This window comes from Sphingopyxis sp. EU05-FHT14B03, assembly GCF_058790875.1.
Map to the genome: position 1 here is coordinate 1,375,615 of NZ_JBYTDC010000001.1, position 13,429 is coordinate 1,389,043.

Annotated in this window: 8 protein-coding genes; 4 read left to right on the top strand and 4 right to left on the bottom strand. The window is 68.4% G+C overall.

Annotated elements, in window-relative coordinates; all coding sequences use genetic code 11:
• Nucleotides 1–163: 163 nt before the first annotated feature.
• The gene (gene smc / locus AC3WS4_RS06665; RefSeq protein ID WP_492735564.1) at nucleotides 164–3,607 is read left to right on the top strand and encodes a chromosome segregation protein SMC; all 3,444 of its coding nucleotides are present in this window, start codon (nucleotides 164–166) and stop codon (nucleotides 3,605–3,607) included.
• Nucleotides 3,608–3,746: 139 nt separating this feature from the next.
• Here smc and ubiA read toward each other — a convergent pair whose 3' ends face one another.
• The 4 genes from ubiA to AC3WS4_RS06685 form a co-directional block, all read right to left on the bottom strand.
• On the bottom strand, nucleotides 3,747–4,658 hold the full coding sequence (ubiA, locus tag AC3WS4_RS06670) for a 4-hydroxybenzoate octaprenyltransferase (RefSeq protein ID WP_492735563.1): 912 nt from the start codon (nucleotides 4,656–4,658) through the stop codon (nucleotides 3,747–3,749).
• A gap of 68 nt (nucleotides 4,659–4,726) precedes the next feature.
• Nucleotides 4,727–5,407, bottom strand: a complete 681-nt coding sequence (locus tag AC3WS4_RS06675; RefSeq protein WP_492735561.1) for a TadE/TadG family type IV pilus assembly protein — start codon at nucleotides 5,405–5,407, stop codon at nucleotides 4,727–4,729.
• The gene (locus tag AC3WS4_RS06680; protein ID WP_492735559.1) at nucleotides 5,404–6,000 is read right to left on the bottom strand and encodes a TadE/TadG family type IV pilus assembly protein; all 597 of its coding nucleotides are present in this window, start codon (nucleotides 5,998–6,000) and stop codon (nucleotides 5,404–5,406) included. Before AC3WS4_RS06680 ends, AC3WS4_RS06675 begins: the two co-directional genes overlap by 4 nt.
• Nucleotides 5,997–7,985, bottom strand: coding sequence for a TadE/TadG family type IV pilus assembly protein (locus AC3WS4_RS06685; protein ID WP_492735557.1), 1,989 nt, complete (start codon nucleotides 7,983–7,985; stop codon nucleotides 5,997–5,999). Before AC3WS4_RS06685 ends, AC3WS4_RS06680 begins: the two co-directional genes overlap by 4 nt.
• A 204-nt stretch (nucleotides 7,986–8,189) precedes the next feature.
• Here AC3WS4_RS06685 and AC3WS4_RS06690 point away from each other — a divergent pair, with 204 nt between their 5' ends.
• The 3 genes from AC3WS4_RS06690 to AC3WS4_RS06700 all read left to right on the top strand — a co-directional run bounded on the left by AC3WS4_RS06690 (nucleotide 8,190) and on the right by AC3WS4_RS06700 (nucleotide 13,412).
• A complete protein-coding gene (locus AC3WS4_RS06690; protein WP_492735555.1) occupies nucleotides 8,190–8,936 on the top strand; it encodes a 16S rRNA (uracil(1498)-N(3))-methyltransferase in 747 nt (248 codons plus the stop codon).
• Between the two features lie 187 nt (nucleotides 8,937–9,123).
• Nucleotides 9,124–11,055: a proprotein convertase P-domain-containing protein gene (locus AC3WS4_RS06695; protein WP_492736604.1), complete on the top strand. Its 1,932-nt coding sequence runs from the start codon at nucleotides 9,124–9,126 to the stop codon at nucleotides 11,053–11,055.
• Between the two features lie 11 nt (nucleotides 11,056–11,066).
• On the top strand, nucleotides 11,067–13,412 hold the full coding sequence (locus tag AC3WS4_RS06700; protein ID WP_492735553.1) for a beta strand repeat-containing protein: 2,346 nt from the start codon (nucleotides 11,067–11,069) through the stop codon (nucleotides 13,410–13,412).
• Nucleotides 13,413–13,429 lie beyond the last annotated feature (17 nt).

Below are 13,429 nucleotides of genomic sequence, written 5' to 3' on the forward strand. Positions count from 1 at the left end.
CTGTCCTGAGCGGCCGGCCCGCCGGCCAGCCGAAGGGCGACAGGGAGGATACCCCCAACCCCCTTGCGACTCCCCCGCCCGCGCGGCATGACGGACACCAAGGGGGATATGTGACACTTGGGTTGCATCATCTGCGATTCGGCCGACTGCACGGAATCCATCCGTGCAGATAAGACGCCTGCGCCTGACCGGTTTCAAAAGCTTCGTCGAACCCACCGAATTGCGCATCGAACCCGGGCTGACCGGGGTCGTCGGCCCCAATGGCTGCGGCAAGTCGAACCTGCTCGAGGCGATCCGCTGGGTGATGGGCGAATCCAGCCCCAAATCGATGCGCGGCGGCGGCATGGAGGATGTCATCTTCGCCGGCACGTCGCAGCGCCCGCCGCGCGACTTTGCCGAGGTCGCGATCCACTGCGATACCGAGGGCGACATCGTCGCCGGCCTGTCCGACGCCAGCGAAGGCCATGAGCTCGAGATCATCCGCCGCATCGAGCGCGGGGCGGGCAGCGCCTACCGCGCCAACGGCCGCGACGTGCGCGCCAAGGACGTCGCGCTGATCTTCGCCGATGCCGCCACCGGCGCGCACAGCCCGGCGCTGGTCAGCCAGGGCAAGATCGCCAACGTCATTTCGGCCAAGCCGACCGACCGCCGCGCCATGCTCGAAGAGGCGGCGGGCATCGCCGGGCTGCACGTGCGCCGCACGGACGCCGAGCAAAAGCTCCGCGCCACCGAAACCAACCTCACCCGCCTGTCCGAAATCGTCGCCGACATGGAGGTCCGCGCCAATGCGCTGCGCCGTCAGGCGCGCGCCGCCGAGCGCTACAAGGCGCTCACCGAGCAGATCCGCGTCGCCGAGGGGCGGCTGATCTACGCGCGCTGGCGCGATGCCGCCGCCGCCGCCGATCAGGCGAAGCGCGACTGCGATGCCGCCGAAGCCGCCGTGCGCGACGCGCAACAAAAGCTCGACACCGTCGCGCGCGCCCAGACCGAGGTCGCGACCCGCGTCGCCGAGGCGCGCAGCGCGGCGCAGGCGCAGCGCGACGCGCTGGCCGACGCGACCGCGACGCAGGTGCGGCTGGCGGGCGAAGAACGCGCCGCGCGCCAGCGGCTCGACGATCTCGCCGCGCAGCAGCGACGGATCGCCGACGACCGCAACCACGAAAGCAGCCTGGCGCGCGAGGCCCATGGCGCGCTCACCGATCTCGATGCCGAGACCAAGGCGCTGGCGCAGCAGCTCAGCGTCCACGAAGCCGGCAAGGCCGCGCTCGTCGAGGCCAGCCAGCAGGCGCAGGCGCTGCTCCGCGACGCCGAGGTCGCGCTCGCCCAGGCCCGCGCGCAGGCCGCGAGCGAAGCCGCCGACCGCCGCATCGCGGTCTCGGCACGCGACGCCGCGCAAACTTCGGTCCAGCGCCTCGCCGCCGACACCCGGCGCGTCGAGGCCGAGGTCGCGGCGCTCGGCGACAGCGCCGACTTCGCCCGACGCCAGGTCGAGGCCGCCGATACGGCCGTCGAGGCCGAAGGCGCGATCGCCACCGCCGAGCAGGCGCTGCAGGGTGCCGAAGCCGACCGCGAAGCCGCCGCCGCGAGCCTCGGCGAAATCGAATCGGGCCTCGCCGAAGCGCGCGCCGCCTTCGCCGCGCTCGAAGGCGAGGCGACCACCCTCGCCCGCGCGCTCGCCGCCGCGAAATCCGACGCCAATCCGGTGCTCGACCAACTCCGCGTCACCCCCGGCTACGAAGCTGCGCTCGCCGCCGCGCTCGGCGACGATCTCGACGCCGGCACCGACGCCGAGGCCGAGCGCAGCTGGCGCGGTGCCGACAGGCAAGCGAACGACCCCGCCCTCCCCGCCGGCACCACCCCGCTCGCCGACGTCGTCCAGGCCCCCGCCGCCTTACTCCGCCGCCTCGCCCAGGTCGCGGTCGCCGACAGCGACACCGGCCAGCCGCTCGCCGTCGGCCAGCGCCTCGTCACGCGTGACGGCGTCATGCGCCGCTGGGACGGCTTCGTCGCGCGCGGCGACGGCGCCACCGCGACCGAGCGCCTCGTCCGCCAGAACCGTCTCGAAGACCTCGCGGCGCAGCGCCCGCAGGTCGAACTCGGCGTCATGCAACTCGGCGACCGTCGCGACGCCGCCGCCGCGTCGCTCGCCGAGGCGACCGCCGCCGTGTCGGCGACCCGCCGCGCCCTCGCCGAAGCCGACGAACGCCGCCGCACCGCGCTCCGCGCCGCCGACCAGGCGCAGGCCGCGCTCGACCGCCACCGCGACGCCGCCAGCCTGTTCGACCGCCGCCGCGCCGAACTCGCCGCCGCCACGGCCGAGGCCACGAAAGAGCTCGCCGACCGCGAAGCGGCGCTCGCCGCCTTGCCCGACGACCGCATCGCCCGCGCCGCGCTCGACGCGCAGGAAGCCGCCGCCGAACGCGCGCGGACCGACGCCGCCGCCGCGCGCGACGCGCAGGCCGCGCACGACCGCGCCTTCGCGGCCTTGAGCGAACGCCAGGCGGTCGTCGCTGCCGAGATCAAGAGCTGGAAGGCGCGCGCCGGCGAGGCCGCGCGCCGCGTCACCGAGATGGACAAACGCGCCGAGGCGCTCGCCACCGAGGCCGCCAAGCTCACCGACCTCCCCGAAAAGCTCGCCGGACAGCGCGCCGAGGTCGAGGCGAAACAGGCGAGCCTGCGCGAACAGGTGACCGCCGCCGAGGCGCAGGAGCGCGCCGCCGAGGCCGCGCTGCGCGAGGCCGAGACCGCGCTCGGCCTGATCCGCGAAACCCTCGCCAGCGCGCGCGAAACCCGCGCCGGTGCCGTCGCGCGCTCCGAAAATGCCGAACTGCGCCGCATCGAAATGGGCCGGCTGTCGGGCGAACGCTTCGAATGCCCGCCGCCGCTGCTGCCGCAAAAGGCCGGCTTCGAAAGCGCCGGCGTCGGCGAGGCGAGCGCTGAATCGGCGCAGCACGACCGGCTGATCGCCGACCGCGAGCGGCTCGGCCCGGTCAACCTCGTCGCCGCCGACGAATTGCTCGAACTCGACACCGAACGCGACAAAAGCGCCGCCGAGATCGAGGAGCTGCAACAGGCGGTCAACCGCCTGCGCGGCTCGATCGGCAACCTCAACCGCGAGGGCCGCGTCCGCCTGCTCGCGGCGTTCGAGACGGTGAACGGCCATTTCCAGCGCCTCTTCACGACGCTGTTCAACGGCGGCCAGGCGCATCTCGAACTCGTCGATTCGGACGATCCGCTCGAAGCCGGGCTCGAAATCATGGCGCAGCCGCCGGGCAAGCGTCTCGGCACGCTGACCCTGCTGTCGGGCGGCGAACAGGCGCTGACCGCGGTGGCGCTGATCTTCGGCCTCTTCCTCACCAACCCGGCGCCGATCTGCGTCCTCGACGAGGTCGACGCGCCGCTCGACGACGCCAATATCGAACGCTTCTGCGACCTGCTCGACCGCATGACGCGCGAGACCAACACCCGCTACCTGATCGTCTCGCACAATGCGGTGACGATGGCGCGCATGCACCGCCTCTATGGCGTGACGATGGTCGAAAAGGGCGTCAGCCGCCTCGTCTCGGTCGACCTTGGCGGCGCGGAAGAATTGTTGGCGGCCGAATAATCCTCCCTGTCGCGAAGCGATGGGGAGGGGGACCGCCGCGAAGCGGGGGTGGAGGGGCCGCGACGGTGCGTCATCGCCCCTCCGTCAGCGGCTAAAGCCGCTGCCACCTCCCCATGCCTGCGGCACAGGGAGGATCAGCTCAGGGCGCATTCCCCACCACCAGCATCGCCGCGAACACCAGCAGCCCGGCAAAGCGGTTGCTGCGGAATTTCGCCAGCGCGTCGGCGCCGTTGTCGGGGTCGAGCGTCACCACCTGTCCGACCAGATGCAGCGCCGCGGGCACCAGCGCGACAAAGACCAGCGGGTCGGGCCGCACGCTCCACAGCGCTCCCGCCCAGCCGGCGAGCGCAAAACCATAGCAGAGCGCGACCCCGGCCTTCACATGCCGCCCCATCGCACGCGCGCTCGACTTGACCCCGACCAGCGCGTCGTCCTCGATATCCTGCAGCGCATAGATGGTGTCATAGCCGATCACCCACGCGATGCAGCCGGCATAGAGCAAGGGCAGCGCCAGGCCGGTCGGCTGCTCCCCCACCGCCGCCCAGCCGACGAGCGCGCCCCAGCTGAACACCAGCCCCAGCCACGCCTGCGGCCACCAGGTGATGCGCTTCATGAACGGGTAAGCCGCGACCAGCGCCAGGCTGAGCAGCGCGATCAGCTGCGCGCGCAGCGGCAGTTGCACCAGCACCAGCAGCCCGACGAGCGATAGAAAGACCGTCCACAACCAGGCGCCCCGCACCGACACCGCCCCGCTCGCCACCGGCCGCGACGCGGTGCGTGCGACCTGCGCGTCGAGGTCGCGGTCGACGATGTCGTTATAGACGCAGCCCGCGCCGCGCATGACGATCGCGCCGAGCAACAGCCACAGGAGCAACGGCCAATGGCTCGCCGCGCCGCCCGCGAGTGCCAGCCCAAAGGTGCACGGCCAATAGAGCAGCCACCAGCCGATCGGCCGGTCGAACCGCGCGAGCAGCGCATAGGGCCGCGCGGCGGCGGGAAGCAACGCGACGAAACCGCGAAGCTGGCTGTCGGGAGGCGGGGCGGCGATCATCGGCGTCCGCGCGATAGCAGCCGCCGCGTCCGCAACAAATGATTATTGCGACAGCCGCCGCGCGCCGGTCAGGTGCAGGCCGATTTGGTCGCCACCGGCGCGTCGTTATAAACGCCGTCGCTGTTCGGGGGCCCCTTCAGGTCGCGCGCTTCGCGGATGTTGAACGCCGCGGTCGAACGGATCGTCTTGGCGCCGAGCCACTTGCCATAGAGCATGGGCGTATAGCGATAGGTGATCTCGACGAACATGACCGCGGTGCCTTCGGATGCCGCGACCTGCCGGCCCGCCGGCCCCATGCCCGCCAGCGCGGTACCGGTCTTGCCGGCGCCCTGCACGCCAAAGCTCGACGGCGCGTTGAGGTTGCCATAGCAGCGCTGCCAGTGGATCCATTGCCCGCCGTCGGTGTTGCGTTCGAGGCTCGACAGGATGATGCGCCCGTTGGCCCGGAAATTCATCCCGCCCGCCTGCTCCTCGACCCCGGTGAACACCGAGTTGATGTCGAGTTCGCGCACGCGCGGCAGCGACAGATTATTGCCATAAGCGATGCGCGACGCATTGTCGGCGGCGCTCAGCGCGATCTGGCTGACTCGCGTGTTGGCGAGCGTCAGATTGGCGATCTCGAGCCCGGCAAAGCCGATCAGGATCAGGAAGGGGATGGTGAACGCCATTTCGACGATGATCGTCGCACGGCTGTCGCGCGCGAGCCGGACCAGCGCGCGGCGCATCTTGCGGAAAGCGGGAGCGATCATGTGCAGATGACCTTGTTCGTCGAGGTTGCGGCGGCATAGGGCTGGTTGCGCAGCACGGTGCTCGCCTTGATCGTCGTTTTCTGCGGCTGGCCCAGCATCGTCCAGACCGGTAGGATCCGGGTCACTTCCATCTTCGCCGAATAGACGACGACGTCCTCGGCGCCGCCATTGCCGGTCTGGCCGCGGTCGGCATCCCAATTGCCGTTGCCGTTGACGTCCTGGAAACACTCGCCGGTGTCGTAACGGCCATTATTGTTGCTGTCGGTGTAGTTTTCGGGATCGCCAATCTCGTCGTAGCTGTCATAGGCCTTGCGCGTGAAGGTCACATTGGCGTTCTTGAACACCTTTTTGACCTGCTTGCGCACCGCGGCGTCGAGCGCGGTCTGGCTGCTCGCATTACCCTCCAGCGTCGAGGCGCGCGCCGCCTGCGCCACCGAACCCGACAGCACCTGCTTCGCGTACATCTGCCACGAAAAATCGAAGATCCCCATGAGGATGAGCAGGAACAGCGGTGCCGTCAGCGCGAATTCGGTGATCGCGGTGCCGCGATTATCGCGCCGCAGGCTGCGGAGATGGGTCGGAAGACGGGTCATTGCGACAACCTCAACTTGGAAATCTGCCGTGCGATCGACTGGAAATTCTGGTTGAGCTGCGTCGCGTTCGCCGCCGAATAGGCTTTGTCAGCCGTCGCGCAGGTCGTCATTTGCGTGTTGAGCGCCAGGCCAAAGCTGACCACCCAGACGGTGATGTTCTTCGCCTTGGCCTTTTCGCACAATTGCAGGAAGCGATTGTTGTGCCGCGCCGTCAGCGTCGCGTCGTCGGTGCCGCCGACGCGCTTCATCGTCCACTCATAGCCCTGAAAGCCCAGGTTCCCCATGTTCGCCGACATGTCGCCATCCGTCATGAAGATGATATGGCGCGCGATCGGACGATTGTTGGGTGCGGTCGCATTCTCGTCGGCGAACATCCCGTCGGCCGACAGGAGGCGAATGCCCCACACCATGCCCGAGTCGTGATAGGTACCGCCGACCGGCTGCAGCGAGTTGATATAGGTGTTGAACGTGGCGCGATTGGCCGCCGTCTGCGTGGTCAGCTTCATCGCTGCCGCCGGGCAAACACCCCAGCCGCTGCCCCAATATTTCGAATAGCGCTGCCAGTTGCCCGAACTGCTGTCCTTGGTGACGTTCTTGTAATCGACCGTCACACCAGACGTCCCGGTCGATGACGGCGTACCGCTCGGACCGCTGGCCCGCGGGAAGGCAATCTCGGGGATGAGCAGCTTCCATTTGGTATTGTCGGCGCTGGTCGGCGCGGTATCGACATCCATGTCGAGCGCGGTCGACGGCGCCGTGGCATTGGCCGCGAAGGGCGAAGCAGGGCCGCGTTCGATCACGCAGCCGCCCCAGGTCGCCGAATAGGCTGCGCCGAAATCGCCGGTGGTGGTCGACAGCGCCGTCCCGGTCTTGGCCGCGGTCACGTCGAAGCTATAATCGTTATAGATATAGTTCTGCTGGCGTTCCTCGGTCGTCGTCTGCTTCTGCGTTTGGATATATTCCATCTGACGCCGCTGTTCGTTGCATTGGTTCGACGCCCAGACATATTTATATTCGTAATAGCGATAGGCCTGTTTGACGTCCTTTGTCGTCGTGCGATAGTCGTCGCCCGTCGTCTGGCCCGTCTCGGTCGTCGTCGACGATCCGCTTGTTGTCGTCGCCGAATTCGCCTTCGTCGCGTTCGAACAATTGCTGCTCGTCGCGGTTTTGTTGCCGACTTTCGTGATCGTCGTGCCGGTATTCGCCCAATCGACGACCATATAGGCCGTGCCGTTGGTCGCGGAACCATTGTTCACCGTCGATGCGTTGATCCAGGTCGGCGGCTGCACCTCTCGCGATGGCAGCGTCGTCGTGTTCGCGAGCCAGGCCGGGTTCTTGGCATATAGGATCGAGCCGACATTCGCGGTCGAGCTGTACGGCACGACGCCGAACCGAAGCCTTCCGTCGCCGGTCTCGGCGGTCGTCAGCGTGTCGAAGAACGACATGGTGGCATTTTTCAGTGCGGTGATGCGGTTCACCGAGTCGCCCGAATTGACCGTCGACATCGATCCGGTGACGTCGAGCACGAGCATGATATCGGCGTTCGAAATCTCCAGCTTCGCACTGCAATTCACCGACAGGTTGAAATTGTCGAACCCGAAAATCTGCATCAACGCGGTCGGCAGGTTTGCCGTGGCGGTGCCGTTGACGGTCGAGGTGCCCTGCGCCACCGAGTTAAAGGTGACGCCGCTGCTGCCATATTTGGTGCTAGGGTAGTTGAAGGTGAACATCTTGTTCGCCTCGGCCTGCGCGGCGGTGGTATAGGTCGTCCCCGCCATCGCGCGGCGGCCCGCGAGCACGCCGGCGTCGCACGCCTGCTGCAGGCGCAGTTCGGCCATATAGGCGCGCCCGATATCGACGCCCGAACCGACGATGCCGATGATCGGCACGACGGCGGCGGCGGTCAGGAACATGGTGTTGCCGCGCTGGTCGCGCAGCAGTTTCCGGACGCCGCGCCAGATATCGCGGATCAAGGTCCCTCGCATGGTCACAACCCCTCTTCGCCAGGCACGCCGCCCCAACAGATGCGTGGCTGGTATCCTTGCACCTAGGACGGGACTGCTTACCAAAACGCTAATCGCGGCTTGCGCCCGCCGCGACGCACCGCCGATTCTGACCCGAATCGAGACAGATCCGGCGACCGACGCCGCGGGATGTGCAAATTTCCGTCGTCTGCTATCGCGTGGGTCATGCCTGCTGTCCCCGCCTGGCCGCCCGCCAGCACCCCGCGCCTGTTCGTCGACACCCCGCTCAGCGCCGGGGCGAATCCGGTCATCGACGGCCCGGCGGCGCATTATCTGCTCAACGTGATGCGCGCGAAGGCCGGCGACCCGCTGCTGCTCTGCGACAATCGCAGCGGCGAATGGCTCGGCGTCGTCGCCGACACCGCCAAACGGTCGCTCACCGTCGCGATCGAGCGCCGGATGCGCCCGCTCGAGGCGGTGCCCGACCTCTGGCTCTGCTTCGCGCCGGTCAAGAAGGCGCGGCTCGACTGGATCGTCGAAAAGGCGACCGAACTCGGCGTCGCGCGGTTGCAGCCGGTGATCACCGAACGCACGATCGTCGACCGCATCAACCGCGACCGGGTCGAGGCGCAGATCGTCGAGGCGTGCGAACAATGCGGGCGCACGGCGCTGCCGACGCTCGCCGACGCGATCAAGCTGCCGCGCCTGATCGCCGACTGGCCGGCGAACCGCGCGCTGCTGTTCGCCGACGAGGAGGGCGGCATGCCGATGGCGACGCTCGCCGCGCCCGCGCCCGCCGCGATCCTGACCGGCCCCGAGGGCGGCTTCACGGCGCGCGAGCGCGACCTGTTGCTCGCCGCACCGGCAGTGAAACGCATGGCGCTCGGCCCGCGCATCCTGCGCGCCGAAACCGCCGCGATCGCCGCGACCGCGCTATGGATGGCGCAGCATGGCGACTGGAGCGGCGATTAATCCTCCCTGTCGCGAAGCGATGGGGAGGATCACCGAACCACCCCCCGATCCTGTCCCCATCCGACACAAATACGGTCGAAATTCACGATCCTTAACCCGCTGTTAGCCACAAGCGCGCCATAGCGGGCCGATGCAACGGCGGGACCAGAGCCGATTTTGCCAGGGTGGGGCCCGGCACGTGCAGCATATGCGGGCGTTGATGGCGCTCGTCTGGCTGGCGCTCGCGCTCGTCGCGAGCCCGGCGGGCGCGCAGACGACGACGACCTACAGCAACACGACCACCGGCAACATCAACAATGCCACCACCTGCACCAGCCCGCTGGTGCGCAACTTCACCGTCGCGACCAGCTATATCGTCGGCGATGTCGATATCGGCATTCTTGCGACCCACAGTTGGCGCGGCGACATCCGGATCACGCTCCAGTCGCCCGCGGGCACCCGCGTCCAGCTCGTCGACGGCGACACCGCCAATATCTCGGGCGACAATTTCAACGTCCGGCTCGACGACGGCGCCGCGACGACGGTCAACACCGACGGCAACACCGCCAATCATGCGACCAGCGCGCCGCCGTACCAGAACCAGTTCGCCCCCAATGCCGCGCTGTCGGCGTTCAACGGCCAGAATGCGCAGGGCAGCTGGCGGCTCGAGATCTGCGACCAATATCCCTCGGCCGACAATGGCAGCTTCACCCGCGCCGACCTCTATATCACCAGCCTGCCCGCCAACTACGCCGACCTGTCGCTGACCAAGACCGTCAGCAACGCCGCCCCCGCCGGCGGCGCGAGCATCAGCTATACGCTCAGCGTCACCAACGCGAGCGGCTCGCCGCAGACCGCGACCGGGGTGACGGTACAGGATGATTTGCCGGTCGGCTTCGCCTTCACCGGCGCCTCGGGCTTTGGCAGCTACAACAGCGGCACCGGCGTGTGGACCGTCGGCAGCATTCCCGCCGGGACCACCCGCACCCTGACGATCAGCGGCACGGTCGCCGCGACATCAGGCGCGACGATCGTCAACAGCGCCGAAATCAGCGCCTCCTCGGTCGCCGACAGCGATTCGACCCCGAACAACGGCGTCACCGGCGAAGACGATTATGCCGCCGTCAGCTTCACCGTATCGGGTTCGCGTGTCGCCGGCATCGCGCCGGCGCTCGTCTGCCCGGCGGGCATCACGGTCCACGACTGGGACAGCATCGCCTGGTCGGCCGGGCAGACCAGCGGCAGCTATGCGCTCGCCAATATCGGCACGATGAATTTCAGCATCGCGATCAGCGGCGGATCGTTCCTCAACAACGCGACCTATGGCGGCCAGTCGCCGACGCGGCAGAATGTCGTCACCGGCGGGCTCTCGCCCGCCCAATATTCGATCTTCGAGATCGTCGACATGTCTAGCCAGTCGGGCATCGCGACATCGACCATCGCGCTGCCCACGGCGGTTCCCGGCGCACAGTTCCGCCTGTTCGACATCGACTATGCCGCCGGCCAGTTCGCCGACCGCGTGACGGTGACCGGCAGCAACAATGGTGTGACCGTCCTGCCGACGCTGACCAACGGCGTCAGCAACTATGTCGTCGGCAACAGCGTCTATGGCGACACCGCCTCGGCCGACGCCAGCGCCAACGGCACCGTCGTGGTGACCTTTGCCGCACCGGTCGACACGATCACCATCGTCTATGGCAGCCACAGCCTCGCGCCGACCGATCCCGGCCAACAGGGGATGGCGATCCATGACATCAGCTTCTGCCGCCCGACCACCAGCCTCGCCTTCGCCAAGACGAGCAGCGTGGTCAGCGATCCGACGAACGGTACCACCAATCCCAAGGCGATCCCCGGCGCGGTCATGCGCTATTGCCTGCTCGTCACCAACACCGGCGGCGCCACCGCGACCGGCATCGCGATCGCCGACGCGATCCCCGCGACGCTGACTTACACCCCCGCCTCGCTGCGCAGCGGCACCAGCTGCGCCGGGGCGACGACGGTCGAGGACGACAATGCGACGGGCGCCGACGAAAGCGATCCCCATGGCGCGGCCTTCGCCGGCACCAGCGTGACCGCCACGACCGCGACGCTCGCCCCGGCGGCGGCGATGGCGATCGCCTTCACGGCGACGGTGAATTGACGATGCGGCCGATGCGTTTCCTTCCCGCCCTGCTCGCCGCGACGCTGGCGCTGACCGGCACCGCGCACGCGCAGCGCGTCATCGTCAATCCCTCGTTCGAAGCGAACGATCCCCAAGGGCCCGGCGCGGCCAATTACGAAGTCTACGCGAACGGCTCAGTCGCGGGCTGGGATTCGGTGTCGGGCGAGATCGAGCTGTGGGATACGAATTTCCTCGGCGTCCCCGCCTATGACGGCGCGGTCTTCGCCGAAATGAACGCCAATGTTCCCGGCGCGCTCTATCAGAATATCTGCATGGTCAATGGCGAGACGATCGGCTGGACCTTCGCGCACCGCGCGCGCTCGGGCGGCCCGGCGACCCAGACCGCGCGGTTCCAGATCGCGAACAGCGGCGGCACGCTGATCCAGCTGCTCGCGACGCAGGCATCGACCGTCAACAATGTCTGGAACGTCAACACCGGCACCGCGACTTACAGCGGCGCCTCGGGGGTCCAGCGCGTCCAGTTCATCACCACCGACGCGGGCAGCTACGGCAATCTCCTCGACGATATCCGGATCAGCCTCAACCCCTTCGTCGAGCTGTCGGCGGCGACCGGCGCGGGGGTCGAATCGATCCCCTCGGCGAACATCCCCGCGCTGCGGGTCAGCGGCACTTTGTTCACATCGCGCACCGTCAACGTCAGCATCACCGGCGGCACCGCGACGCGCGGCACCGACTATACGACGCCCGGCGGCGGCGCGACCTTCACCGTCACCATTCCTGCGGGCACCTATCAGAACACGACCGTGCCCCTCGGCATCAGCATCATCGACGACACCGCGACCGAGGGCAGCGAGACGATCCAGATCGCGCTCGCCGCCGGCACCGGCTACACCGTGTCGAGCACCGCGAGCTGCGGCGGCACCCCGATCACCGCTGCCACTTACACCATCACCGACAATGATTCGCCCGTCGTGCTGACCAAGGCGTGGACCAACGGCATCGCGGCCGACGCGGTCAGCCTCGCGATCACCGGCGGCCTGGTCCCCACCGCGGGCAGCTCGACCGTCGGCGGGACGACCACCAACGCCACCACGGTCGCGGTCGCGGGGTCGACGCTGACCCTCACCGAAGCCTTCACCACCGGCGCGGCGGCGAATTACACCAGCAGCCTCGAATGCCGCCGCAACAGCGACAACGCCGTCGTCGCGACCGCGGGCACCGGGCTCAGCCGCACCGTGACGATGCCCAGCGGCACCTCGCTCACCTGCACCTGGACCAACGCGCGCAAATCGGCGACGCTGGTGGTGCGCAAGACCTGGGTCAACGCGCAAACAACCAACGCGGTCACCGTCGCGACCAGCGGCCTCACCAACAATGCCAGCATCGCTTCGGTCGCCAACAGCGCGAACGAGACCGACACCAATGCCGCGGTCACCGTCTATGCCGCCGAAAGCGCGACGCTGGCCGAGACCTGGACCTCGGGCGACGGTGCCAATTATGCGCAGGCGCTCGCCTGCACGGGCAATGCCACCGCGCTCGCCGGCAGCCTTCTCACCGTGAACCCCGCCGACACCGCGATCGTCTGCACCTTCACCAACAGCCGCATCGCGCAGCAGCTCCGTCTCGCCAAGGCGTGGAGCGGCGCGACGACCGGACATACCGCGAGCGCCACGACCAGCGGCGGCACCGCCAATGCCAGCTTCGCGTCGACCGCGCCGACCGCGACCAATGGCGGCTATGTCAACGTCCGCGCCGGCGATGTCGTCACGCTGCCCGCCGAAAGCTACGGCGGCGGCGCGGTCGCCGCGCTCTACAACGCCAGCGTCGAATGCACCGGCGGCAGCCCGCTCGCCAGCGGCGCCACCGGTCGCGCGCTGACGATCCAGGGCAGCACGACCGCGACCACCTGCACCTACACCAACGCCTATGTCCTGCCGCTGACGCTCGCCAAGACGTCGGTCGCCTACAGCGATCCGCAGAACGGCACGACCAATGCCAAGCTCATCCCCGGCGGCTTCGCGACCTACAGCCTCACCGTCACCGCGCCCGCGGGGACGCAGGCGACGGCGGGCAGCGTGATCGTCACCGACGCGCTGCCGACCAACCTCGCCTTGTTCGTCGGCACCTATGCCCCCGGCCCCGGCCCGATCGCCTTTGCTGCGGGATCGAGCGGCCTGACCTACAGCTTCACCAGCCTCGCCAGCACGTCGGACGATCTCAGCTTCTCGAACAACAATGGCGCCAGTTTCACCTACACGCCGGTCGCCGATGCCAATGGCGTCGACACCAATGTCACGCACATCCGCATCAATCCCAAGGGCGGCATGGCGCCCGGATCGAGCTTCACGATCAACCTCCGCGCGATGGTCGAATAGCGGGTCGCCGGGGGCAT